This window comes from Acidovorax sp. HMWF029, assembly GCF_003060895.1.
Lineage (GTDB): Bacteria > Pseudomonadota > Gammaproteobacteria > Burkholderiales > Burkholderiaceae_C > Acidovorax.
Map to the genome: position 1 here is coordinate 1 of NZ_QAIH01000104.1, position 25,659 is coordinate 25,659.

The following is a 25,659-nucleotide window of genomic DNA, read 5'->3' on the forward strand; positions in this document are numbered from 1 at the left end:
CCACCACCACCAGCACCAATCTTAATAATGATCCCCCTCCCTCTTAAGGAGATCCCCTCGGGAGAAGTAGTTGTGCGATTGGTGTCATTGTCCTGTGCGGCCGCTGCTTGATAGAGTCCATCACCATTCGCATCCAAGATTTGCTGCGTGGGCTTCAAACCATACTGAACACCCAAAAATGTTCTGTAGCCCCTGGCAGGCGTTGAGGTGGGTTGGCAAGTCTCTCCAGTTGTGTTGCCCCCGGAAGCCGGAACAATACTAAGGAGGTCAATTACGTCGCTACCATCATAGAAGGTGGGCATGTTCAAAACCCGCTCCCCAGTAATCGGTAACTCGAAATACCAGCCTTTTTGAGTGCCAGCGACTGAGTAAGCCAATGTTGTCTGACTGGCGGGCATGCGCCAGAAACTCTCACTGCTACTAACTCCTTGTCCGGCAATGACTGCTGCGCTGAAAACACGCTCTACCAGTTTGGTGTCCCGCCCGTTCGTTCCTATGGCAGCTGGCGTAACCGCAGACGTGTCTATAACGACTTTGCCAAGGTTGGGGCCCGCAACTGTATCCAGCTTGTAACGTGTATTGTCCAGTATCGAATACAGCGTTTGCACTGTCACATCGGTACGATCGCCTTCAGTTACGTTTCGACCCGTGCCAAAAACGACCATCATGCCACCCACCGTCACATTGGGTCTGAGGTTGGGGGCAGATGTAATCGGCTGGCGGTTTGCGGTATTTGCCTTTTCTACAGCCGTGTAGAAGGGCGTGCATGCTGTACACCCAGCAGTTGAGAACGCCACCTTCCAGTTGCTAGCATCTGCATTAGATACGTCGAACTTCCAAACATTCCCGCGCAGATCGCCCGCATAAACAAAATCTACCGTGCCGTCGCCATTGACGTCCAGCAACTGCGGCGTGGAAAGGCCGTTCGCGGAAGACTCCGCTCCAGTACTGGCGGCATTGATTTTTTTGATGGATTTATCTCCATCTAGATATTGAATCAAAAGAACTGGATCTTCGCTTCCGCTGTTGTACCCGTTGCCAAGAACTACAGCCCAGCGGCCATTATTCATGCGTGTGATCTGTGTCGCAATTTGCGAGTTGTTTTCTGACGTTACAGGATCTCCAAAAATATGACCAATATCAGAATCTGCCCCATCGGTCTTGTCCATCACGACGAGCGAAGATGCGTTGGCCGCCGAAAAATTAGAAGTTTCTGTGCCTCCCGTGTATCCGGGTCTGGTGACGTCCAGGACATAGTATCCTTTGCCACCAGCTCCTAGTGTGCCGACCAGCATTGTTTTCCATGATGGAAGCGCACTGGTTCCCGTGTTCACATCTCCTGTGAAAGGCGAACCATCAACAAAATAGCGATGGCTATAGTTTTGTTTGGTCAATTGGGACAGATTTTTGATGACCCCCTGCGGAACATACGCAATCTTCTCTGTACCATCTGCGGCTGAAAAGCCATGCAACATGCCATCATTTCCGCCGACGTATATCATGGGCATGCGGTAGCGCTGGGCGTTTGCAAAAGTTCGGTACCCATCCACAGTCATGCCGTTGTTTGGGCGACCCACATACCACAGTGTAGAGTTGGCGATGTCGCCTTGTCTGGACCTGCGGACGCGGAAAGGCTCCGTCGCTGTTGCTCCCTCTTTGCTTCTATCGCCTCGCACATAGTTGAGCCGATCCTCTCCCAATGCATCGGTCACGGTATCAACGGTGTTCAAAAGAACCTTCTGGGCAGGGCTTATATTGGCCCAGGTAAATGTTGTGCCAGCCGTTGTTGCGTCGTTGTATGTGAAAATGAGTCTTGAGGAGATGTCAGTCGCTGACAGTTCGTCCAGTTTATCGCCCGTCGTTTTTCCTCGAATCGGGAGTGTAGTAGTTACCCCCCATGCGGAATTGTCTGAAAGTGCCCCAGTCGCCGCTGCGACGGTTTTAGATCCAATGCCGCCAATCCAACCATCCGCTTCATAGGTAGAGAAGAAAGCTGTAGTTCCCTGGTTGCTGATAGAGCTGGAAGCGCTTGAAAATCCAGTTATCGGTCTGGTAGAGTCGGCAATAATTGTGCCCACAATATCCTTGAAGGCATTAACCAGATCTTGTGATGTCTGCGCTGGGTAAAATTTGCCTCGGCTGTTAATGGCAGTGTGCCAGAGCTCCTCTTGTCGACCGGTTTCATTGGTAGTCAAGGGGTCTCGCCAGAGCCTCGTGCCAACAATGGCGCGTGAAAAATCACCACCATACATGCCTTGCGCAATGTTGAACATGGGATTGGTTCCAATGTTGGGCCAGTTTGCCGCTGCATTGTATCCAATCGTGTAAGTTACCATGTGCTGCCAATTGGCAGGATTATTTTTCGGGTTCCAATACTGAGGAATGGTTGCCGTGGTAGCTCCGTCGGCAAATGTTTCGGAGCCAGATTTTTTGATGAGTGGAACAACTTGGTTGTTGATTCCCGGTTGAAGGTCTTGCCGCCAGTAGTGAAATGCCATATCAGATAACGTGGATACGGCATTTGTTCCCCAGTCATCCCGGTATATGCGGGTTTCGGGTGCTGTTACATCGTAGGATGTTCCGTCTGGGAATGTGTGATTGGTGCCATCGTCATTATTGATCGTATTGGCTGGGTTGTTGTTCCAGCCACCATCGGTCATCAAAATGTTGTACGAGCGACGGCATGCGTGTATCGGAGCCTCGGTGGTACCTGGATCAAAATTGTATGGGTTGTTGATCCCTGTTGTCTTCAAGTATTCACCTGCAACCCCTTGCATGCGGTGGGTGGGGGTGTTTCCGCCCGCGACCAGTGTGTCCACCCATTTGATGAAATTTCCGCGATGACTATCGTCTGCGGCGTTGTCAAGACCACGCAGAACCTTCATCGAGTTTTTGCTATTGCAGCTCGCATGGTTGCTGGGTATGGTGTTGCAGCCCCAAAGTGCTTGATAGGCAAGCCGTATGGAGTCATCTGGCACGTTCGCAGGTCGGAAAGTTTCTTTCAGTGCATCTTTTAAGGCGGTAATGCCTGCTGCACCCATACTGCCAGAGTTGTCAACCGAAACAATGATATTGGGTGCAGGCTCCCTACTCGCTGATCCGGCTGGGTACTGAACGAGACTCAGGAAGTCGCCCGCAAAAACTATTTGGGGGAGGCCAATAGTACCGATTATCAGTGCGATAGCGGTTTTCTGAAAGCTATGATTTGTTTTCATATAATTTCCTGATTTTTCCGCGAACTATTTAGCTTCGCCAGATATGGATGGGAAGGCAACAATGTTTTGTAAAACAACTTGCGTGCTCGGTTTTAGGCCGCGAGCGATGGCGGTAATGCGATAGAAGATTTTTGCATTTACCACTTCGGGCTCAGCTCCGGCCAAGATGCCAGGGCCTGTTGCTTTGGGTTCGTACTTGATGACTTCAACCCAGTACCAAGCACCTCTGCCTGCCGTGGTGTCTGCCAAAATGGGATTGCTGGAAGTGCCTGCGCTCGCCCCTGTGTACTGGCCGTATCTTGCGCCAATATTGGCAGCAATCATGGCACTCATTGTTGCGGAGTCATTCCAGAAATCCTGTGCGTTGGTGCGAAACTGACAAATGCCGTTGAAGCATTTTGTTGTCTGCGCATCCAGTGTGTATGTCAGTGCATCCAGTTCGTCATGAGCGGTGGGATAAAAGGTAGAGCTAACAACTGCGCGTTGGTTTGTGCCGATTTCAGAACCCTGGCGAATATCTAGTTCGGCATCCTGCAACATCACTTGTGCAGCCTCAAACGCCCTTTGGTAATCAGTATCATTGCTAACGATAAGCTCATTAAAAAGCGCAGTTCGCGATGCCCATAACGCTAGCAACATTGACATCAGTACCAATACAATGACAATGAAGAGTGAGATGCCTTGCTGATTCTTGTATTTTTTCATTGCTAGCTCACGATATGGCTTTGGGCCAAGCATGGTTGCGAATGTGGAATACATTTTTGAAAACCATTCGAAGCTTATTTCCACGGATTGCGGTAGTTCCATTGCATTTTGTATAGCTGGCGCCGACGGTATCTATTAATTGCTCTCCCTCCAGCTCTAAGCATACTTCAATACCATATACCTCTGGCCAATCGGTAGAGCTCAGGTTGGCTGCTGATGCATAGCGAAATTGTGGTTGGCTATCTGCTATGTTCAATCTCTGTTGTAGATAGCGAATCTGTATGTCAACCAAATTACTAATGATCGGTTGCACATCGCCGATGCTGTTTGAGCACTCCAGATCAGTTCCATTTTTCCTAAATTGATTGAGGATGATGGGGGCTGATGCTATCCCGGAGTTGCTTCCTAGGCAGTCTCTTGTTAGGTATCCGGTAATTGGTGTGGACGAGGGGGGGGTTGGGTAAATAGACTCACTTGTGTTGACAGATCGCAACGAGATTGCGAATTGACTGGCTGTGGGTGCGTCAAGTCCTGCTATGGGTGGGAGGTCAGACAATGAAATAGCAGTCGGTTGAACAAACGTCGCAGCGTCTCGGGGATCTGCCGCTGCATTGAGTGGTCTTCCTCCTGCTTGGCGCAGTTGCTGCCCAATTACTCTGAAGGCATAAGATGCTTGTTGCTGCAGGGTTGTTGTGTCGCTAACCGTCGTAGTTACTCCTCGCGACATCATAATTGCGCCTAGGCCAACACTGATTGTGAGGAGTCCAATGGTGAGTCCAACCAACAACTCTATAAGAGTGGCTCCGCGTTCTTTATTGCGCATGCGAACGGCTACGTATGAATCGAGAGCGCTATGCTCTTTTGAGCTGAAGTACAACATAGGCCTTATTCAAATTTCAGAGCAGTAGACCAGTGTGCCGCTGGGTATGCATCGTTGGGTGAGATTGATATACTGTAAGTGGCATATTCTCCCTGCTGGGCAGGTTACAGATCCGGAGGCTGATGTGCCTGTTACCGAGAAAATAGATTTATATGCAGAAGTCTCCGCTGCAGAGTCGCCTTCGCGAGCGCGCTCATTTTCTCGCCAGGCGAGCATTATCCCCAGTTGCCTAACATCGCTTCCAGAAACAAAAACTGTCGCATCACCAAGGGGTAGATTTGCCCTCACGCTGCGCAACCAGCGATCGATGTCATAAGTAACCAGCTGAGCAGCAGTACAGCTCGATGCGGGAAAGCCCGAGTTAATTGCGCATGTTGGAGGGGTGCCAAGGGTTGAGCCCCAAGCGACCGCATAGCTGGCGGCATTTCCAATTGCGTTCGGATTGGCTCTGACTCGTTCGCTGAGGTCTTCAATCAGTTTGACGGCTTGAGCGCGCCTGACGCCGGTTTGGGTGTCGGCCAATGTTCGCATCTGAATGCCAATGATGCCAAGAAGGCCGAGCGCCATCACTACGATCGCCACAAGTGATTCAAGGAGCGTAATTCCGTTTTGTAAGGCGTCGCGCCTGCTGGAGACGGGATTTTTTAGCATGTCACGCTTTCTTTTACAACACGGACTCGCCCGCCCGTCGAAAAACAAACTGCAGTCGCCGCAGGCGAGGCAACTCCGCCTGCTCGAGGGACAATTGCAAAGCTGGCTGCATTGATATTGTTGGTGCGGCCCCACCGATCAAAGCGAAATGATACGGTGTTATTTTTGTTTGAAATATCAACATTTGTAGGCATTGGAAAAGATTGCAGAATTTCCTCTCCCGCATCCAAATTTCCGTCTTCATCCGTGTCCACAAAAATAATCCATCCACAACTCCATTCATCGTTGTCCGGGGCAAATGTGCATCCATCTGTGCCATTTGCAATTTTTCTAACACTAACTTTGCCGCCTCGTTTGATGGCTTCCGAGCGCGCCAAATAAATTGTGCTAGTTATGTTGTTTACAGCTTGATTGGTGCGCCAACGCTCAATCAAGGGCCCGAAGCTTGGCCCTGCCAGGGCTGCAAGTACGGCCAGGATAGTGACAACAACGAGCAGTTCAATGGCGGTGAAACCCAGTGCGCGTCGCGGCATCTGGGCTCTTCGCCTAGCTGTATGTGGGTGGGGTGCTTGCATGCGTTGCATCATATTTTCGGAGTCCGCCCAGGGAGAGGTGGGGTGGATGGGTGGCTTTGCAGAGGCGATGAGTGGCGTTCTCTATCGTGTGTAGCCGAGACATGCGCCTGCGTTGTTGCGGCCTCGACATTCGCGCTTCAATCGGCGGTCTCTTTCGGCGCTGGATTCCTCTGAGCTACTCTTTGGCTGCTTGGTGCGAGTCTGCTTTTTTGTAGGGGCCTCGGTGCTTGATGCGGCAATAGAGTATTTTTCGGAGTTGGTTTTTAGGTGGGCTGTATTGGGGGTGCTAAGGGTTGCTAGAAAAATAATTGCGTAAAAAATATTGAAATTAGTTAGTTGCATTTGGATTGATTGTGTAAATTAGTTTTGCGGTTGATGTGGGGCGAGTGGTGGATGTGCTGGGCTTTCTGTGTGATTGTTTTGAGGTTTAATTGCTCTGAGAATTGGGTGGATGTTGAATTCTGTTGGATCTAAATGGTGTTGCTGCGTGCTGCCGATTTTTTAGGTCTGCTTGATTGTCAATGTTGCGGCTGCCTATGTTTTCATTTCTCATTCTCGAAATCAGTCATCCGGCGGGTTCAAAAGTGAAATGCAAAACCTGCCAGCCTATAAGGTCAGTAGATGCAATCGGAGGCCTCTAAAATCCCCTGCTCGAAATCACTTCGAGCCAACGCGACAATTGAAATATGGGCAAACCCAAGGCGTAAGCGCGCAGTGTCCGCAAATTGGACCTCGTTGCCGATGCTACGCGCAAGCAAATTGATCGAGACGTTGGGCGATCCATTGCAGTTCTTTGATGGACTGCTGCCCAGAGGGGGGCAGGGCGGGCTCCCGCATGTCCCGCCGCGGTCATGGTGTGCATCTTGGCCTGAGGCATTTGTGCAGTCTTGGCGATCAGTAGATGGAGTGCCAGCGCCAGCTGCTTGACGGCACGGGCCATAAGTGCTCCAGCCTGCTCTTCGGTAGTGCCAGCGATCCCTAATCGCAGTATCCACCAGCATTCCCGGCAGTGCCTGGGCGTCGACGGGGTGACGGCGCTGTTTCAGGCGGTGGGCGGCCAACTGCTGCAGCGCGCGGCTCAACCAAACAACCTCCGCGAACCGGGGTGATTCACTTTTGGTTCTATGGCAGGTTGGTGGCTTGATTGGGGGAGGGGGTGTTCATCATGACCCCTCGCCTGCGCGAGTTGGTCGAGTTCTGTTTCTCTGGTGTCAATGTCGTTGCGCTGCTACGTTGCATCTGGGGTGCAAGAGCTGCTTGTCCAGCGAGCGCGGGGGGATGGAATTCTGGCTCGAGGTATAATCCGAAGGTTTTGCATGGTGCAAGACGCACGCTAGCTGCCGTTCCAGCTGCTGGCGCAAGTAAAAACCATGGCCTGCTTTCCGCAAGGCCACATCAAAGGAAAAACATGATCGCATCCTCCATCAAGGCTGAAGTCGTCAAGGCAAACGCCCGCGCTGCCAATGACACTGGTAGCCCAGAAGTGCAAGTGGCCCTGCTGACCGCCCGCATCAACGAACTGACCCCCCACTTCAAGACGCACGCCAAGGACCACCATGGTCGTCGTGGCCTGCTGCGCATGGTGAGCCGTCGTCGCAAGCTGCTGGACTATCTGAAGGCCAAGGACGCTGACCGTTACACCGCGCTGATCGCCAAGTTGGGTCTGCGCAAGTAATTTTCATTGCATGCGAAAACGCCTGGGTTAGTCCGCTAGCTCAGGCGTTTTTTACTTCGGAGCTGCAAAACAGAGCGAAGCTGTGTCATTCCAACGAAGTTGCCGTCATGCGCAGGCAGGCAGGTTCTCTGGAATGGCATCGTGTTCTGAATTGCCCTCCACGACAATCTGGTAGCGCGCTACCAGCTATTAAAACAGGAGCTGAACATGAGCATTTTCAATAAAGTCACCAAGTCCTTCCAATGGGGCGACAAGACCGTCGTCATGGAAACGGGCGAGATCGCCCGCCAGGCTTCCGGCGCCGTGCTGGTCAACATCGATGACACCGTGGTGCTGGCCACCGTGGTGGGGTCCAAGATTGCCAAGGCCGGACAGGACTTCTTCCCGCTGACCGTGGACTACATCGAGAAAACCTATGCCGCTGGCAAGATCCCTGGCAGCTTCTTCAAGCGCGAAGCCAAGCCCAGCGAGCTTGAAACGCTGACCAGCCGTCTGATCGATCGTCCGATCCGCCCGCTGTTCCCCGAAGGTTTCTATAACGACGTGCATGTGGTCATCCACACCATCTCGCTGAACCCTGAAGTGGACGCTGACATCGCCGCCATGATTGCCGTGAGTGCCGCACTGTCGATCTCCGGTATCCCGTTTAATGGCCCCATCGGCGCTGCGCGCGTGGGGTACATCAACGGCGAATACGTGCTGAACCCCGGCCAGACCCTGCGCAAGAGTTCGCAGATGGACCTGGTCGTGGCTGGCACCGAGGCTGCTGTGCTGATGGTCGAGTCTGAAGCGCAGCAGTTGCCCGAAGATGTGATGTTGGGCGCCGTGGTGTTCGGCCATGAACAGGGCAAAGTCGCCATCAACGCCATCCATGAATTGGTACGCGACGCTGGCAAGCCTGTGTGGGACTGGCAGGCGCCTGCCAAGGACGAGCCTTTCATCGCCAAGGTCGCTGGCTTGGCTGAAGAAAAGCTGCGCGCGGCTTACCAGATCCGCAGCAAGCAAGCCCGTACACACGCATTGCGTGAAGCCACCGCTTCCGTGTTCGCGTCGCTCAAGGCTGAGGGTGTGGAGTTCGACTCTGTGAAGGTCGAAGGCCTGCTGTTCGACATTGAGGCCAAGATCGTGCGCAGCCAGATCCTTTCTGGCGAGCCCCGCATCGACGGGCGTGACACGCGCACCGTGCGCCCCATCGAGATCCGCAACTCTGTGCTGCCGCGCACCCACGGCTCTGCGTTGTTCACGCGCGGCGAAACCCAGGCGCTGGTCATCTCCACGCTGGGCACCGAGCGCGACGCGCAGCGCATCGACGCGCTGGCTGGCGAGTTCGAAGACCGCTTCATGTTCCACTACAACATGCCTCCCTTCGCCACCGGTGAGGTGGGCCGCATGGGCTCCACCAAGCGCCGCGAAATTGGCCACGGCCGCTTGGCAAAGCGCGCGCTCGTCGCTGTGCTGCCTACCAAGGAAGAATTCCCCTACACCATCCGCGTGGTGTCGGAAATCACCGAGTCCAATGGTTCGTCCTCGATGGCTTCTGTTTGCGGCGGCTGCCTGTCCATGATGGACGCCGGCGTGCCCATGAAGGCGCACGTGGCCGGTATTGCCATGGGCCTGATCAAGGAGGACAACCGCTTTGCCGTGCTGACCGATATTCTGGGTGACGAGGATCACTTGGGCGACATGGACTTCAAGGTGGCTGGTACCACTAGTGGCATCACTGCGCTGCAGATGGACATCAAGATTCAGGGCATCACGAAGGAAATCATGCAAGTCGCGCTGGCGCAAGCCAAGGAGGCGCGCATGCACATCCTCGGCAAGATGCAGGAAGCCATGGGCGAAGCCAAGACCGAAGTGTCCAATTTCGCGCCCAAGCTCTACACGATGAAGATCAACCCTGAGAAGATCCGCGACGTGATTGGCAAGGGCGGTGCGGTGATCCGTGCGCTCACCGAAGAAACCGGTTGCCAGATCAACATCGAGGAAGACGGCACGATCACGATCGCTGCCACCGATGCCGCCAAGGCGGACGAGGCCAAGAAGCGCATCGAGCAGATCACGGCCGAAGTCGAGATCGGCAAGATCTACGAAGGCCCTGTGACCAAGATCCTGGACTTCGGTGCCCTTATCAATTTGCTGCCCGGCAAGGACGGCCTGCTGCACATCAGTCAGATCGCGCACGAGCGCGTCGAGAAGGTGTCCGACTACCTGACCGAAGGCCAGATCGTGAAGGTCAAGGTCATGGAAACCGACGAAAAGGGTCGCATCAAGCTGTCGATGAAGGTGCTGGCTGAGCGCCCAGCCGGTGGCAGCGACCGCCCCGCGCCTGCCGAGCGCGGTGACCGCGAGCCCCGCCGTGACCATGGTCGTGACGGTGGCCGCCAGCCTGCGGAGCAACAACAACAGCAGCAATCTCTGTTGTCGGATGGTGCGTCCGAGCAGGTGGTTGGCTGAGTTATTGATTGCTATTGATTTTGTAGCTTTTGCGCTTATAGATAGGGCGCAAACGGCCAAAATCATTCCAATTCTTACTTTCCATGGGTCGCAATATGCGTGCAGTCGAGATCACGTCGTTTGGCGGGCCTCAGGTGCTGGCCTTGGGGGATCGCCCCAGGCCGGAGCCTGGCGCGGGCGAGCTGCTGATCCGCGTCGCCGCCAGTGGCATCAACCGTCCTGATGTGCTTCAGCGCATGGGGCACTATGCGCCACCTCAGGGCGCCTCAGACCTGCCAGGGCTGGAGGTGGCGGGGGTGGTGGAGTCTGGCGATGCCGCGGCTCTGGCCGAGGCGGGCATGCGCGTGGGCGACCGTGTGTGCGCGCTGGTGTCCGGTGGCGGCTATGCCGAGTGGTGTGTCGCTCCGGTAGTGCAGTGTTTGCCGGTGCCCCAAGGGCTGAGTGATGTGGAGGCTGCATCGCTGCCGGAAACTTTCTTCACAGTGTGGAGCAATGTCTTCGACCGTGGCCGTCTGCACGCAGGTGAGATCCTGCTAGTGCAGGGTGGCACCAGCGGTATCGGCGTCACGGCGATCCAGTTGGCGCGGGCACTCGGTGCGGTGGTCATTGCAACGGCGGGCAGCGACGAAAAATGCGCAGCCTGCCTCGCGCTCGGTGCGCACCACGCCATCAACTACAAGTCGCAAGACTTTGTGGCAGAGTCCCGGTGCATCACGGAAGGGCGAGGCGTTGACGTGGTGCTCGATATGGTCGCTGGCGACTATGTGGCGCGGGAGGTGGAATGCTTGGCCGAAGATGGCCGTCTGGTCATCATCGCGGTGCAGGGCGGAGTCAAGAGCGACTTCAATGCGGGGCTGGTTCTGCGGCACCGCCTCACCATCACTGGGTCTACATTGCGTCCGCGTCCTGTGGCATTCAAGGGGTCCATTGCCCGCGCACTGCGTGAGCGGGTGTGGCCTTTGTTGGCGGCGGGCACAGTGCGCCCTGTCATCCACAGCACGTTTGCTGCGGCAGATGCATCTCAAGCCCATGCCCTGATGGAATCGAACCAGCATATCGGCAAGATTGTTTTGACGTGGTAACCATGAACAACAAGAAAAAACTCATCGCAGGCAACTGGAAGATGAATGGCAGCTTGGCTGCCAACGAGGTGTTGCTGAAAGCGCTCATCGCTGGTCTGGATGATGTAGCTTGCGACGTGGCGGTGGCGGTGCCCGCGCCGTATCTTGCGCAGGTGCAGGTGCTCACAGCTGGAACGGTGGTCGCTGCGGCCGCACAGGATGTATCCCGGTACGAGTCTGGGGCCTACACCGGCGAGGTCTCCGTGGCGATGCTCAAGGACTTTGGTGTGCGTTATGCCCTGGTGGGGCACTCTGAACGTCGTCAATACCATGGCGAAACCGACGTGGCGGTGGCGGAGAAGGCGCAGCGCGCGCTGGCCGCAGGTGTCACTCCCATCGTTTGTGTGGGAGAGACCCTGCTGGAGCGCGAAGCCGGTCAAACCGAAGCGGTTGTCAAGCGCCAGCTGGCCGCAGTGATTCACCTCAATGGTCACTGCATCAGCGAGATTGTGGTCGCGTACGAGCCCGTTTGGGCCATTGGGACGGGGCGTACGGCATCTCCAGAGCAGGCGCAGGCTGTCCATGCAGTGTTGCGTGCGCAGCTCTCTGCGGCCAGTGAGTATGCCGACCGCATTCGCCTGTTGTATGGCGGCAGTATGAATGCGAGCAACGCGGCGCAACTGCTGGCTCAGCCTGACATCGACGGCGGACTCGTGGGGGGGGCCTCGTTGAAGGCCTCCGACTTTTTGCAAATCATTGCGGCTACCCGATAAGGCTGCCTAAGTTATTCAATCAGGAGTGAACAGAGAATGAGCGTGATCGTGAATGTGATTTTGGCGGTGCAGATGTTGGCGGCCTTGGTGATGATTGGCCTGATCCTCATCCAGCACGGCAAGGGGGCGGACATGGGGGCTGCATTTGGCAGTGGAAGCTCGGGCAGCCTGTTTGGCGCCAGTGGCAGCGCCAACTTCCTGTCGCGTAGCACGGGGGTGCTGGCAGCGGTCTTTTTTGTGTCCACGTTGGCGCTGGCCTATTTTGGCAACGCCCGTCCTGCCAGCTCTGGCAGTGTGCTGGAGGCGCCTGCTGCCGTAGCACCCGCTGCCGCGACTTCGGATGCAGCGGTGGCACCCGCTGCGCCAGCATCGGGCGCAGCGCAGATTCCCACCAAATAATCTGCACTTAATTGAGTCCTGCAGGCTGAAGCAGGGTTTTTCCGGAGTAGAATTCTGGATTGTCTGGAAAGCCAAAACCGCAAGGTTCCTCATGCCATCCAGACGCAGCAACCAGCCGTCGTGGTGAAATTGGTAGACACGCTATCTTGAGGGGGTAGTGGCGAAAGCTGTGCGAGTTCGAGTCTCGCCGACGGCACCAAAACAAAGGCCTCCCCGCATGACCCAGTAGGGCTCATGTCGGGCAAGGCCGCAGCGGTGAGCACATCCTCAAGATGAACCTCGATCAGTACCTCCCCGTCCTCTTGTTCATCTTGGTTGGCATCGCCGTTGGCGTTGTCCCCCTTGTGCTTGGCTACATACTGGGCCCCAATCGCCCGGACGCCGCAAAGAACTCCCCTTACGAATGTGGCTTCGAAGCCTTCGAGGACGCGCGCATGAAATTCGATGTGCGCTATTACCTTGTGGCCATTCTTTTCATTTTGTTCGACCTCGAAATCGCATTCCTCTTCCCCTGGGCGGTGGCGCTGCATGATGTGGGTATGGCGGGTTTCGTGGCGGTCGTGATCTTCCTGGCAATCCTGGTCGTGGGTTTTGCCTACGAATGGAAAAAGGGCGCCCTGGATTGGGAATGAGCGGGCTTCAACAAGGACTGATGCAATGATTGAAGGCGTGATGAAGGAAGGCTTCATCACCACGAGTTATGACTCGGTGGTGAATTGGGCCAAGACCGGTTCCTTGTGGCCGATGACTTTTGGTTTGGCCTGTTGTGCTGTCGAGATGATGCACGCGGCCGCTGCTCGTTATGACATCGGTCGGTTCGGCGCCGAAGTGTTTCGCGCCAGTCCTCGTCAGTCAGATCTGATGATCGTGGCCGGTACCCTGTGCAACAAGATGGCACCGGCGCTGCGCAAGGTGTACGACCAGATGTCCGAACCCCGCTGGGTGCTGTCGATGGGCTCGTGCGCCAACGGTGGTGGGTACTACCACTACAGCTACTCCGTGGTGCGTGGGTGCGACCGCATAGTGCCTGTGGATGTGTACGTGCCAGGCTGCCCGCCCACGGCGGAAGCACTGATCTACGGGATCATCCAGCTGCAGCAGAAGATTCGCCGCACCAACACCATTGCTCGTGTCTGAAGGGTTGATGATGACTGCTGTTGCCATTCGGCCTGAGAAACTTAAAGACAACATTGTTGCCGCGCTGGGTGCCAAGGTGCGCCAGATTTCGGTGGCCCTGGATGAGGTCACAGTGGTGGTGTCTGCTGCAGACTATCTGGATGCCATGCGTCTGTTGCGCGACGCCGAGGGCTGCCGCTTCGAGCAGCTGGTGGATCTGTGTGGCGTGGATTACTCCGCATATGGCGATGCTGTGAACGAAGGGGCGCGCTACTGTGTAGTGTCGCACTTGTTGTCCGTGAGTCTCAATCAGCGTGTGCGTGTGAAGGTGTTTTGCGCCGACGATGATTTCCCGGTGGTGGCGTCGGTCTCCGATCTGTGGAACTCGGCCAACTGGTACGAGCGCGAGGCGTTTGACCTGTTCGGCATCGTGTTCGATGGGCACAACGACCTGCGCCGCATCCTGACCGACTATGGCTTCATTGGCCATCCCTTCCGCAAGGATTTCCCATTGTCGGGCCATGTCGAGATGCGCTACGACGCTGAGCAGCGTCGGGTTGTCTACGAGCCCGTCTCGATTGAGCCGCGTGAGATCACGCCGCGCATCATCCGCGAAGACAAGTACGGAGGCCTGCACTGAGGCGCCCGGCGCCCCACGTGAACCATCATGGCTGAAATCAAGAACTATTCCCTGAACTTTGGTCCCCAGCACCCGGCGGCGCACGGTGTGTTGCGCCTCGTCCTGGAGCTGGACGGCGAGGTCGTGCAGCGTGCCGACCCCCACATTGGTCTGCTGCACCGTGCCACCGAAAAGTTGGCCGAACACAAGACCTACATCCAGTCGCTGCCCTATATGGATCGCTTGGACTACGTGTCCATGATGTCCAATGAGCATGCGTACTGCCTGGCCATCGAAAAGCTGCTGGGTCTGGACGTGCCGGTGCGTGCACAGTACATCCGCGTGATGTTCTCTGAGATCACACGCCTGTTGAATCACCTTATGTGGCTGGGCTCGCACGGCAACGACTGTGGCAGCTCTACCATCCTGATCTACACCTTCCGTGAGCGAGAAGACCTGTTCGACATGTACGAAGCCGTCTCTGGCGCGCGCATGCACGCAGCGTACTTCCGCCCTGGTGGTGTCTATCGTGACCTGCCGGACAGCATGCCGCAATACAAGGTCAGCAAGATCAAGAATGCCAAGGCGTTGGAGGCTCTGAACCAGAACCGCCAGGGCTCGCTGCTCGATTTCATCGACGATTTCACCAAGCGGTTCCCCGGCTGTGTGGACGAGTATGAGACGCTGCTGACTGACAACCGCATCTGGAAGCAGCGCACCGTGGGCATCGGCGTGGTATCGCCCGAGCGTGCGCTTAATCTTGGGATGACTGGTCCCATGATCCGTGGTTCTGGCATTGCCTGGGATCTGCGCAAGACGCAACCCTATGATGTGTATGACCGTGTGGACTTCGATGTGCCTGTGGGCAAGACTGGTGACTGCTACGACCGCTACCTGGTGCGCGTGCAGGAGATGCGCGAGTCCAACCGCATTATCAAGCAGTGCGTGGACTGGCTGCGCGCCAATCCGGGCCCTGTGATCACCGACAACCACAAGGTGGCGGCACCTGCGCGCGAATCCATGAAGTCCAACATGGAAGAGCTGATCCACCACTTCAAGCTCTTCACCGAAGGCTTCCGCGTGCCCGAAGGCGAGGCCTATGCCGCCGTGGAGCACCCCAAGGGCGAGTTCGGTATCTATCTGGTCAGCGATGGTGCCAACAAGCCTTACCGCCTCAAGATTCGTGCGCCTGGTTTTGCGCACCTCGCCACCTTGGACGAAATGGCCCGTGGCCACATGATCGCCGACGCCGTGGCCATCATTGGCACCATGGATATCGTGTTCGGGGAGATCGATCGATGAACAGCAGCAATACCAAGATCACCGAGGCGACGCTGGCGCGCTTTGCGCGCGAAGTGGCCAAATACCCGCCCGAGCAAGCGCAGTCCGCCGTGATGGCATGCCTGTCCATCGTGCAACAGGAGCAGGGCTGGGTCAGCGCTGAGAGCGAGGCTTTGATCGCCGACTACCTGGGCATGGCCCAGATCGCGGTGCACGAAGTCACCACTTTCTACAACATGTACAACCAGCGGCCGACGGGCAAGTACAAGCTCAACGTCTGCACCAACCTGCCTTGCCAACTGCGCGATGGCCAGAAGGCACTGCACCACCTCGAAAAGAAGCTCGGTGTGGCCATGGGCGAGACCACTGCCGACGGCCTGTTCACCCTGCAGCAGTGCGAGTGCCTGGGCGCCTGTGCCGATGCGCCCGTGATGCTGGTCAACGACCGTACCATGTGCAGCTTCATGGACAACGACAAGCTCGACCAGTTAGTGGACGGCCTGCGTGCTGCGGAAGGACAAGCATGACCACCGCTGCACAGATCCTCTCGCAGTTCCAAGCCACTGGCGTCCAGACCTGCTTTCACGACCGCCATATCAACCCGCAGATCTACGCGGGCCTGGACGGCACGAACTGGAGCATCAAGGACTATGAAGCGCGCGGCGGCTATGCCGCGCTGCGCAAGATCCTGGGCACCGATGGCGGCGAACCGCTGACGCAGGACCAGGTCATCGCCACCGTTAAGGAATCAGGTCTGCGCGGCCGCGGCGGTGCGGGTTTCCCTACCGGTCTCAAGTGGAGCTTCATGCCCCGCTCGTTCCCTGGCCAGAAGTATCTCGTCTGCAATTCCGACGAAGGTGAGCCGGGCACGTGCAAGGATCGTGACATCTTGCAGTTCAACCCGCACATCGTCATCGAAGGCATGATCATCGCGGCTTACGCGATGGGCATCTCCGTGGGCTACAACTACATCCACGGTGAAATTTTCCAGACCTACGACCGCTTCGAAGCGGCGCTGGAAGAGGCGCGTGCCGCTGGTTACCTGGGTGACAAGATTCTGGGCAGCAACTTCAGCTTCCAGCTGCATGCGGCGCACGGCTTCGGCGCCTACATCTGCGGCGAAGAAACCGCGTTGCTCGAATCGCTGGAAGGCAAGAAAGGCCAGCCGCGCTTCAAGCCACCGTTCCCGGCCAGCTTCGGCTTGTACGGCAAGCCCACCACGATCAACAACACCGAGACCTTCGCTGCCGTGCCGTGGATCATCCGCAACGGCGGTGCAGCGTACCTGGAGTGTGGCAAGCCCAACAATGGTGGCACCAAGATCTTCTCGGTCTCGGGCGACGTGGAAAAGCCAGGCAACTACGAAGTGCCTTTGGGCACGCCGTTCGCCAAGCTGCTTGAGCTCGCCGGTGGCGTGCGCAAGGGCCGCCAGCTCAAGGCCGTGATTCCTGGTGGCTCGTCCGCCCCTGTGTTGCCCGCGTCCATCATCATGGAATGCACGATGGACTATGACTCCATCGCCAAGGCTGGCTCCATGCTGGGCTCGGGCGCTGTGATCGTGATGGACGATTCCCGCAGCATGGTCGAGAGCCTGCTGCGCCTGTCGTACTTCTACTCGCACGAGTCCTGCGGTCAGTGCACGCCCTGCCGTGAAGGCACTGGCTGGATGTGGCGCGTGATCGACCGGATCCAGCATGGCCAGGGGCGCGAAGGCGACCTCAACCTGCTCAATTCGGTGGCGGACAACATCCAGGGCCGCACCATCTGTGCGCTGGGTGACGCGGCGGCCATGCCGGTGCGCGCCATGATCAAGCACTTTCGTCCTGAATTCGAAGCGCTGATCCGCCAAGAGAAGACCCCTCAGGCTTCCACCTCCGCCTGATCGCGAGAAACGCATATGGTTGAAATCGAACTCGACGGGCAGAAAGTAGAAGTCGCTGAAGGCTGCATGGTGATGCATGCTGCCGAGAAAGCTGGCACCTACATTCCCCATTTCTGTTACCACAAGAAGCTTTCCATCGCTGCCAACTGCCGCATGTGCCTGGTGGATGTGGAAAAGGCTCCCAAGCCCATGCCCGCCTGCGCCACGCCGGTGACGCAAGGCATGATCGTGCGCACCAAGAGCGACAAGGCCATCAAGGCACAGCAGTCGGTCATGGAGTTTCTGCTGATCAACCACCCGCTGGACTGCCCTATCTGCGATCAGGGCGGCGAGTGCCAGCTGCAGGACTTGGCCGTGGGGTATGGCGGCTCTTCTTCGCGCTACGAGGAAGAAAAGCGCGTGGTGCCCGTCAAGGATGTGGGCCCGCTGATTTCCATGCAGGAAATGAGCCGCTGCATCCACTGCACCCGCTGCGTGCGTTTCGGCCAGGAAGTGGCTGGCGTGATGGAACTGGGCATGATCCATCGCGGTGAGCACTCCGAGATCACTACGGTCACGGGTGACACGGTGGACTCCGAGCTGTCGGGCAACATGATCGATATTTGCCCCGTCGGTGCGCTCACCAGCAAGCCGTTCCGTTACAGCGCGCGCACCTGGGAGTTGTCGCGCCGCCGTTCGGTGAGCCCCCACGATTCGACCGGCTCCAACCTGATTGTCCAGGTCAAGAACCACAAGGTCATGCGCGTGGTGCCCCTCGAAAACGAAGCCGTCAATGAATGCTGGATTGCTGACCGCGACCGTTTCTCCTATGAAGCGCTCAATGGTGATGACCGCCTGACCCAGCCCATGCTCAAGCAGGGTGGGGTGTGGAAGGAAGTCGATTGGCAGACCGCGCTGGAATACGTGGCCAATGGCCTGAAAAACATCAAGAACGACCACGGGGCTAGCAGTATCGGTGCGTTGGTCAGCCCGCATAGCACTGTGGAAGAGCTGTATCTTGCCTCCGCGCTGGTGCGTGGCATCGGCAGTGACAACATCGATTACCGTCTGCGCAACGCCGAGTTTGCTGCTCCCGAGGGTATTCGCTGGCTGGGCACGTCCATCGCTTCCCTGTCCACGCTTCAACGCGTGCTGGTGGTGGGTTCGAATCTGCGCAAGGACCATCCGCTGTTTGCCCAGCGCATTCGCCAGGCTGTGCGCCATGGCTGCCAGGTCAGTGCCATCGCGTCGGTGACCCAGGACTGGGCCATGCCTGTGCAGTCCTTCTTGGCGCAAGGCGCAGCGGAATGGGTGCAGGCCCTGGGCGGTATTGCGTCCGCAGTGGCCCAGGAGAAAGGTATTGCCGCACCCCAAGGCGCGGCTGCTGCCAGCGAGTCGGTCCAGGCCATTGCTCGCTCCTTGCTGGGTGGCGAACGCAAGGCCGTGCTGTTGGGCAATGCAGCTGCACACCATGTGCAGGCCAGCCAGCTGCTGGCGCTTGCCAACTGGATCGGTGAGAACACCGGCGCGAGCGTGGGGTACCTCACGGAAGCCGCCAACACGGTGGGGGCGCAGTTTGCGGGCGCTCACCCTGTCAACGGTGGTCTGAATGCGGCTCAAATGCTCTCCGGTGGTTTGAAGGCGGCGGTGCTGCTCAACACAGAGCCAGTCCATGATTCGGCTGCGGGTGCCCAGGCTGCCGCTGCTCTGGCTGGTGCAGAGATGGTGGTCACGTTGAGCCCCTTCAAGGCCAACATGGAGTTCAGTGACGTTCTGTTGCCAATTGCTCCGTTCACGGAAACTTCGGGCAGCTTCGTCAATGCTGAAGGCCGCCTGCAAAGTTTCCACGCCGTGGTGCGCCCCCTGGGTGACACCCGCCCTGCATGGAAGGTTCTGCGCGTACTGGCCAATCTGCTGGGCGTGCCTGGGTTCGACTTCGAAACCTCGCAGGAGGTGCTGGCCCGCGCCACCAACGCCCCTGCGGGCACGGTCACGCAAGTGCCGGCAGCGCAGCTGTCGAATGCTGTGAAGGCAATGCCTGCAGCCACAACCGCCGCTGGCGAACCCGTGGTGGCTTCCATCTATCAATTGGACGGCCTGGTGCGTCGTTCCACGTCGCTGCAGCTCACTGCCGACGCGCGCATGGCACGTGAAGGAGTGGCCGCATGATCGACGCGATCTACAACGCGGGCCTGAACCTGCTCTCCTTTGGCTGGTGGACTGGCATTGTCTGGCCAGTACTCTGGATTCTGATCAAGATCGTCTGCATCTTGGCTCCTTTGATGGGCGCGGTGGCTTACCTCACTTTGTGGGAGCGCAAGCTGCTGGGTTTCATGCAAGTGCGTCACGGTCCCAACCGCGTGGGCCCCATGGGGTTGCTGCAGCCTATCGCCGATGCACTGAAGCTGCTGACCAAGGAAATCATCCAGCCGACAGCGGCCAGCAAGGGTTTGTTCGTGTTGGGTCCTGTCATGGCCATCATGCCGGCGTTGGCGGCCTGGGTGGCGATTCCCTTTGGTCCCGATGTGGCGCTGGCCAACGTAAATGCCGGTTTGCTGCTGGTGATGGCTATTACCTCCATCGAAGTCTATGGCGTGATCATTGCCGGGTGGGCGTCTAACTCCAAGTACGCCTTCCTAGGGGCGCTGCGCGCCTCGGCCCAGATGGTGAGCTATGAAATCGCCATGGGCTTTTGCTTCCTGGTGGTGATCATGGTTTCGGGCAGCATGAACCTGACCGAGATCGTCATGTCGCAGGCCAAGGGCATGGCGGCCGATAAGGGGCTGACCTTCCTGTCTTGGAATTGGCTGCCCCTGCTGCCTATCTTCTTGGTGTACCTGATCTCAGGTGTGGCCGAGACCAACCGCCACCCCTTCGACGTGGTCGAAGGTGAAGCCGAAATCGTGGCCGGTCACATGGTCGAGTATTCGGGCATGGGCTTCGCGATCTTCTTCCTGGCCGAGTACGCCAGCATGTGGCTCGTATCCATCCTGGCCGCTCTGATGTTCCTGGGCGGCTGGCTGTCGCCTATCGATAGCGCACTTTTCAACTGGATACCCGGTTGGATCTGGCTGGGGCTCAAGACCTTCCTCGTGGTGTCCATGTTTATCTGGATCCGCGCCACATTCCCACGCTTCCGTTATGACCAGATCATGCGTCTGGGCTGGAAGATCTTCATCCCGGTGACGCTGGTTTACTTGCTCTTTGTGGGCGGCTGGCTGCTCTCGCCCTGGAACATCTGGAAATAAGCGGGGACATCACACATGACTGCCGTTGTTGCTGCTGCACCTTTTTCGTTCAAAGACTTCTTCAAGAGTTTCATGCTCGTGGAACTGGTCAAGGGCATGGCCTTGACTGGCCGCTATGCGTTCCGCCGCAAGGTGACCGTGCAGTTTCCTGAAGAGAAGACGCCCCTGTCGCCCCGATTTCGTGGTTTGCACGCGCTGCGCCGCTATGAAAACGGCGAAGAGCGCTGCATTGCCTGCAAGCTTTGCGAGGCCGTGTGCCCCGCGATGGCTATCACGATTGAATCTGACGTTCGCGCCGACGGTTCGCGCCGTACCACCCGCTACGACATCGATCTGACCAAGTGCATCTTCTGCGGTTTCTGCGAAGAAAGCTGCCCGGTGGACTCGATCGTCGAAACGCACATCTTTGAGTACCACGGTGAAAAACGTGGAGACCTGTATTTCACGAAAGACATGCTCCTGGCCGTTGGTGACCGTTACGAAGGTGAAATCGCGGCAGCCAAGGCTGCGGATGCCAAGTACCGCTGAGCGGTACTGAGCGCGGCCTCTTTGCCAGACTTTCTATAAAGACCCGATTCATGGACGCCAAGACCGGTTTCTTCTATCTCTTCTCGGTGGTGCTGCTGTTTGCAGCCTTCCGGGTGATCACCGCGCGCAATCCTGTGCATGCGGTGCTCTACCTCATTCTTGCCTTTTCGCAGGCTGCCGCTGTTTGGCTCTTGCTCAAGGCGGAATTTCTGGCCATCGCCCTGGTACTGGTGTATCTGGGGGCGGTGATGGTGCTGTTCTTGTTTGTGGTGATGATGCTGGACATCCACATCGACTCCATCCGCAAGGGTTTTTGGAAGCATTTTCCGCTCGCGGCCTTCGTGGGAGCGCTTATTGCGCTCGAAATGGCGGCCGTGCTGATGGGCGGCTTCCGTGGCATGGATGAGCCCAAGGCCGCCGCCGTGGTGCTGGATGCGGCCGGCAAGGTCGTTCCCTACTCCAACACAAAGGAGCTGGGCAAGCTCCTGTATACCCAGTACCTCTACCCCGTTGAAATCGCCGCCGTGATCCTGCTGGTGGCCATGATCGCCGCCATTGCACTGACCCTGCGCCAGCGTAAGGACAGCAAGGCCATCAATCCTTCCTTGCAGGTCCGGGTTCGCGCCAGCGATCGTCTGGAAGTCGTGAAGGTGGCAGCCACCCAGAAGGCGCAGCCCGAGGTGCCCGCCGAACCCGCTGCCGAGGAGAAAAAAACATGACGCTGACTTTGGGCCACTTTCTCTCTCTGGGTGCGATGCTGTTCGCGCTTGCTGTGATCGGCATTTTCCTGAACCGTAAGAATCTGATCGTGCTGCTGATGGCGATCGAGTTGATGCTCCTGGCAGTGAACATGAACTTCGTGGCGTTCTCGTACTACCTGGGCGATATGCACGGGCAGGTGTTCGTGTTCTTCATCCTGACCGTGGCGGCTGCCGAGTCGGCCATCGGCCTCGCGATCCTGGTGCTGCTGTTCCGCAACAAATCCAGCATCAACGCGGAAGACCTCAACACCCTCAAGGGCTGATGAGCCACCAGTATTCCCAAGGTTCTCAAGAATGAGTCAAACCCTCTCTGCTTCAACGCTCCTGGCCGTGCCACTGGCTCCGCTGGCGGGCGCTCTGCTGGCCGGTATCTTCGGCACAACCTTTGGTGGCAACTGGATTGGTCGCCGCCTGAGCCACACGCTGACGATCCTTGGCGTGCTCGTCGCTTTCATCCTCTCGGCCATGACGCTCAAGAGCGTGGCCGTGGATGGTGCCCGTTTCAATGAGACGCTCTACACCTGGATGGTGGTGGGTGGCCTGAAGATGGAAGTGGGCTTTCTGATCGACAGCCTCACCGCCATGATGATGGTGGTTGTGACCTTCGTGTCGCTGATGGTGCACATCTACACCATTGGCTACATGGAAGAAGATGACGGCTACAACCGCTTCTTCGCCTACATCTCGCTGTTCACGTTCTCCATGCTCATGCTGGTCATGAGCAACAACCTGCTGCAGCTGTTCTTCGGCTGGGAAGCCGTGGGCCTGGTTTCCTACCTTCTGATCGGCTTCTGGTTCAACAAGCCCACGGCGATTTTCGCCAACATGAAGGCCTTTCTGGTTAACCGTGTTGGTGACTTCGGCTTCATCCTGGGCATCGGTCTGATCGCGGCCTACACCGGCACGTTGAACTACAGCGAAATCTTCGCCAAGTCGGGTGAACTCGGCGCACTGGCATTCCCCGGCACCGACTGGCTGCTGATCACCGTTATCTGTATCTGCCTTTTCATCGGCGCCATGGGCAAGTCGGCCCAGTTTCCGCTGCATGTCTGGCTGCCCGACTCGATGGAAGGTCCGACCCCCATATCGGCTCTGATCCACGCGGCCACCATGGTGACCGCCGGTATCTTCATGGTGTCGCGTATGTCACCGCTGTTCGAGCTGTCGGACACCGCCCTCAACTTCATCCTGGTGATCGGTGCTATCACCGCGCTGTTCATGGGTTTCCTGGGCATCATCCAGAACGACATCAAACGTGTGGTGGCCTATTCCACACTGTCGCAGTTGGGCTACATGACCGTGGCGCTGGGTGCTTCGGCCTACTCGGTTGCGGTGTTCCACCTGATGACCCACGCGTTTTTCAAGGCCCTGCTGTTCCTCGGTGCCGGCTCGGTCATCATGGGCATGCATCACAACCAGGACATCCGCTGGATGGGCGGTGTGCGCAAGTACATGCCCATCACCTGGATCACCTCGCTGCTGGGTTCTTTGGCGCTGATCGGTACGCCTTTGTTCGCGGGCTTTTACTCCAAGGACAGCATCATTGAGGCTGTGCATTTCAGCCAGCTCCCTGCCGCTGGTTTTGCGCACTTTGCCGTGCTGGCCGGTGTCTTCATCACGGCGTTCTATTCGTTCCGCATGTACTTCCTGGTCTTCCATGGCAAGGAACGCTACGACCAGAATCCTGACGCCCACCACGATGATCATCATGGCCATGACGACCATCACGGCCATGATGCCAAGCCGCATGAATCGCCTTGGGTGGTGACGGTACCTCTGGTGCTGCTGGCCATTCCATCTGTGGTGGTGGGTTTCATGTTCATCCAGCCCATGCTGTTTGGCGACTTCTTCAAGGATGTGATCTTTGTGGACGCTGCCAAGCACCCCGCGATGGCGAAGCTCGCAGAAATCTTCCACGGCCCCGTGGCCATGGCTGTACATGGCCTGCAGACGGCCCCTTTCTGGCTCGCGTTGGCAGGTGTGGCGGCTTCGTACTACATGTACATGGTCAATCCGGCACTGCCTGCAGCACTAAAGCGTTTCTTTGAATCGATCAAGGTGTACCAGCTGCTTGAAAACAAGTACGGCATGGACTGGATCAACGAAAACATCCTGGCCCGTGGCGCCCGCCTGTTGGGCGTGGGCCTGTGGAAGGGCGGTGATCAGGCGGTGATCGATGGTGCCCTGGTAAACGGCTCCTGGAAGGTCGTGCGGGGTGTAGCTGGCATCGTGCGCTGGGTTCAGTCAGGCTTCATCTTCCACTACGCGCTGGTGATGATTCTGGGTGTCTTCGCTCTGATGACTTGGTTCGTCTGGGGCGACACGCTCCTGCAGCTCATCAAATAAGGAAAACAACAAATGGGTCTGTTGAGTCTTGCAATCTGGACACCGATTGCCTTCGGTGTGCTGCTGCTTGCCATTGGGCGGGATGAACACGCGCGTGTCGTGCGCTGGCTGGCCTTGCTGGGGGCGCTGCTGGGTTTCCTGGTCACGCTGCCTCTGTACGACGGCTTCAAGCTGGGCACTGCTGCCATGCAGTTTGTCGAGAAGGCTTCGTGGATTGAACGCTTCAATGTGCACTACCACCTGGGCGTCGACGGCATCTCGTTCTGGTTCGTACCGCTCACAGCCTTCATCACGGTGATTGTGGTGATCGCCTCGTGGGAGGCCATCACCGAGCGTGTCAACCAGTACATGGGCGCCTTCCTGATCTTGTCGGGTCTGATGATCGGCGTGTTCAGTGCGCTCGACGGCATCCTGTTCTACGTGTTCTTCGAAGCCACGCTGATCCCGATGTACCTGATCATCGGTATCTGGGGCGGCCCCAACAAGATCTACGCGGCGTTCAAGTTCTTCCTGTACACGCTGCTCGGCTCGCTGCTGATGCTCATCGCGCTGATCTACCTGTACAACCAGTCCGGTGGCAGTTTTGATATCGCGACCTGGCACCAATTGCCCCTGAGCAGCAAGTCGCAGACCTTGTTGTTCTTCGCGTTCTTCGCAGCGTTTGCGGTGAAGGTGCCCATGTGGCCTGTCCACACTTGGCTGCCCGATGTGCACGTGGAAGCGCCCACCGGTGGTTCCGCAGTGCTTGCGGCGATCATGCTCAAGCTGGGTGCCTATGGCTTCCTGCGTTTCTCCATGCCCATTGCCCCCGACGCTTCGCGCGAATGGGCTTGGCTGATGATCGCTCTGTCGCTGATCGCCGTGATCTATGTGGGCTTGGTGGCCATGGTCCAGAAGGACATGAAGAAGCTGGTGGCCTATTCGTCCGTGGCGCACATGGGTTTCGTGACGCTGGGTTTCTTCATCTTCAACGACCTGGGTGTATCAGGTGGCCTTGTGCAGATGATTGCCCACGGTTTCGTTTCGGGCGCGATGTTCCTGTCCATCGGCGTGCTGTATGACCGCGTGCATTCGCGTGAAATCGCTGCCTACGGCGGCGTGGTCAACACCATGCCCAACTTTACGGCCTTCGCGCTGCTGTTTGCCATGGCCAACTGCGGCCTGCCGGGCACGGCTGGTTTTGTGGGCGAGTGGATGGTGATCCTGGGCGCTACCAAGGCCAACTTCTGGATTGGCCTGGCCTCGGCCACGGCGCTGATCTTCGGTGCGGCCTACACCCTGTGGATGTTCAAGCGCGTGTACCTGGGCCCTGTGGCCAACGACCACGTCAAGGAACTCACCGACATCAATAGCCGCGAATTCCTGGTGATGTCGCTGCTGGCGATTGCCGTGCTGGCCATGGGCCTGTACCCACGCCCCTTCACGGACGTGATGGACACATCGGTCGCGGAATTGCTCAAGCATGTCGCACTGACGAAGCTGAACTGACCAGACTGAACTGAGAGATTCGA

The 25,659-nt window shown here is 57.4% G+C and carries 23 protein-coding genes and 1 tRNA gene; 19 read left to right on the forward strand and 5 right to left on the reverse strand.

The window, feature by feature from the left end; all coding sequences use genetic code 11:
- From DBR12_RS06750 to DBR12_RS06765, 5 genes are all read right to left on the reverse strand, one after another.
- On the reverse strand, positions 1-3,215 hold a 3,215-nt coding region (locus DBR12_RS06750), incomplete at its 3' end, for a PilC/PilY family type IV pilus protein (protein WP_108616585.1).
- A 24-nt stretch (positions 3,216-3,239) separates the two neighbouring features.
- Positions 3,240-3,920 (reverse strand): PilX N-terminal domain-containing pilus assembly protein, encoded by a 681-nt coding sequence (locus tag DBR12_RS06755; RefSeq protein WP_199226652.1) that lies wholly within the window; start codon positions 3,918-3,920, stop codon positions 3,240-3,242.
- 7 nt (positions 3,921-3,927) lie between these two features.
- Positions 3,928-4,743: a PilW family protein gene (locus DBR12_RS21975; RefSeq protein WP_146185488.1), complete on the reverse strand. Its 816-nt coding sequence runs from the start codon at positions 4,741-4,743 to the stop codon at positions 3,928-3,930.
- A gap of 66 nt (positions 4,744-4,809) precedes the next feature.
- Positions 4,810-5,451, reverse strand: a complete 642-nt coding sequence (pilV, locus tag DBR12_RS06760; protein ID WP_108616560.1) for a type IV pilus modification protein PilV — start codon at positions 5,449-5,451, stop codon at positions 4,810-4,812.
- A complete protein-coding gene (locus DBR12_RS06765; RefSeq protein WP_233244332.1) occupies positions 5,445-6,026 on the reverse strand; it encodes a GspH/FimT family pseudopilin in 582 nt (193 codons plus the stop codon). Before DBR12_RS06765 ends, pilV begins: the two co-directional genes overlap by 7 nt.
- 1,408 nt (positions 6,027-7,434) lie before the next feature.
- Between DBR12_RS06765 and rpsO the strand changes: the two genes are divergently transcribed.
- From rpsO to DBR12_RS06865, 19 genes are all read left to right on the forward strand, one after another.
- The gene (rpsO, locus tag DBR12_RS06775) at positions 7,435-7,701 is read left to right on the forward strand and encodes a 30S ribosomal protein S15 (protein ID WP_005793232.1); all 267 of its coding nucleotides are present in this window, start codon (positions 7,435-7,437) and stop codon (positions 7,699-7,701) included.
- A 207-nt stretch (positions 7,702-7,908) separates the two neighbouring features.
- A complete protein-coding gene (pnp, locus tag DBR12_RS06780; RefSeq protein WP_108616563.1) occupies positions 7,909-10,155 on the forward strand; it encodes a polyribonucleotide nucleotidyltransferase in 2,247 nt (748 codons plus the stop codon).
- 95 nt (positions 10,156-10,250) lie between these two features.
- The gene (locus tag DBR12_RS06785) at positions 10,251-11,237 is read left to right on the forward strand and encodes an NAD(P)H-quinone oxidoreductase (RefSeq protein ID WP_108616564.1); all 987 of its coding nucleotides are present in this window, start codon (positions 10,251-10,253) and stop codon (positions 11,235-11,237) included.
- 2 nt (positions 11,238-11,239) lie between these two features.
- A complete protein-coding gene (gene tpiA / locus DBR12_RS06790) occupies positions 11,240-11,989 on the forward strand; it encodes a triose-phosphate isomerase (RefSeq protein ID WP_108616565.1) in 750 nt (249 codons plus the stop codon).
- Between the two features lie 36 nt (positions 11,990-12,025).
- Positions 12,026-12,388: a preprotein translocase subunit SecG gene (gene secG, locus DBR12_RS06795; protein ID WP_108616566.1), complete on the forward strand. Its 363-nt coding sequence runs from the start codon at positions 12,026-12,028 to the stop codon at positions 12,386-12,388.
- Between the two features lie 114 nt (positions 12,389-12,502).
- Positions 12,503-12,587, forward strand: a tRNA-Leu gene (locus DBR12_RS06800).
- 73 nt (positions 12,588-12,660) lie between these two features.
- Positions 12,661-13,020 (forward strand): NADH-quinone oxidoreductase subunit A, encoded by a 360-nt coding sequence (locus tag DBR12_RS06805; RefSeq protein ID WP_108616567.1) that lies wholly within the window; start codon positions 12,661-12,663, stop codon positions 13,018-13,020.
- Positions 13,021-13,045: 25 nt separating this feature from the next.
- Entirely contained in the window at positions 13,046-13,525 is a 480-nt protein-coding gene (locus tag DBR12_RS06810) for an NADH-quinone oxidoreductase subunit B family protein (protein ID WP_007849129.1), read from the forward strand.
- 10 nt (positions 13,526-13,535) lie between these two features.
- Positions 13,536-14,144 carry an NADH-quinone oxidoreductase subunit C gene (locus DBR12_RS06815; protein ID WP_108616586.1) on the forward strand — a complete coding sequence of 203 codons (609 nt, stop codon included), beginning with the start codon at positions 13,536-13,538 and terminating at the stop codon, positions 14,142-14,144.
- Positions 14,145-14,171: 27 nt separating this feature from the next.
- Positions 14,172-15,425, forward strand: coding sequence for an NADH-quinone oxidoreductase subunit D (locus tag DBR12_RS06820; protein WP_108616568.1), 1,254 nt, complete (start codon positions 14,172-14,174; stop codon positions 15,423-15,425).
- Positions 15,422-15,931, forward strand: a complete 510-nt coding sequence (gene nuoE, locus DBR12_RS06825) for an NADH-quinone oxidoreductase subunit NuoE (RefSeq protein ID WP_108616569.1) — start codon at positions 15,422-15,424, stop codon at positions 15,929-15,931. The genes DBR12_RS06820 and nuoE overlap by 4 nt, the downstream gene beginning before the upstream one ends.
- The gene (nuoF, locus tag DBR12_RS06830; protein WP_108616570.1) at positions 15,928-17,286 is read left to right on the forward strand and encodes an NADH-quinone oxidoreductase subunit NuoF; all 1,359 of its coding nucleotides are present in this window, start codon (positions 15,928-15,930) and stop codon (positions 17,284-17,286) included. Before nuoE ends, nuoF begins: the two co-directional genes overlap by 4 nt.
- Before the next feature lie 15 nt (positions 17,287-17,301).
- On the forward strand, positions 17,302-19,434 hold the full coding sequence (nuoG, locus tag DBR12_RS06835; protein WP_108616571.1) for an NADH-quinone oxidoreductase subunit NuoG: 2,133 nt from the start codon (positions 17,302-17,304) through the stop codon (positions 19,432-19,434).
- Positions 19,431-20,513: an NADH-quinone oxidoreductase subunit NuoH gene (gene nuoH / locus DBR12_RS06840; RefSeq protein WP_063461095.1), complete on the forward strand. Its 1,083-nt coding sequence runs from the start codon at positions 19,431-19,433 to the stop codon at positions 20,511-20,513. The genes nuoG and nuoH overlap by 4 nt, the downstream gene beginning before the upstream one ends.
- Positions 20,514-20,528: 15 nt before the next feature.
- Positions 20,529-21,041, forward strand: coding sequence for an NADH-quinone oxidoreductase subunit NuoI (gene nuoI / locus DBR12_RS06845; protein ID WP_108616572.1), 513 nt, complete (start codon positions 20,529-20,531; stop codon positions 21,039-21,041).
- Between the two features lie 50 nt (positions 21,042-21,091).
- Positions 21,092-21,760: an NADH-quinone oxidoreductase subunit J gene (locus tag DBR12_RS06850; RefSeq protein WP_108616573.1), complete on the forward strand. Its 669-nt coding sequence runs from the start codon at positions 21,092-21,094 to the stop codon at positions 21,758-21,760.
- On the forward strand, positions 21,757-22,065 hold the full coding sequence (gene nuoK / locus DBR12_RS06855) for an NADH-quinone oxidoreductase subunit NuoK (protein ID WP_094285673.1): 309 nt from the start codon (positions 21,757-21,759) through the stop codon (positions 22,063-22,065). The genes DBR12_RS06850 and nuoK overlap by 4 nt, the downstream gene beginning before the upstream one ends.
- A gap of 31 nt (positions 22,066-22,096) precedes the next feature.
- A complete protein-coding gene (nuoL, locus tag DBR12_RS06860) occupies positions 22,097-24,148 on the forward strand; it encodes an NADH-quinone oxidoreductase subunit L (RefSeq protein ID WP_108616574.1) in 2,052 nt (683 codons plus the stop codon).
- A 12-nt stretch (positions 24,149-24,160) separates the two neighbouring features.
- Positions 24,161-25,636: an NADH-quinone oxidoreductase subunit M gene (locus DBR12_RS06865; RefSeq protein ID WP_108616575.1), complete on the forward strand. Its 1,476-nt coding sequence runs from the start codon at positions 24,161-24,163 to the stop codon at positions 25,634-25,636.
- Positions 25,637-25,659: the final 23 nt, after the last annotated feature.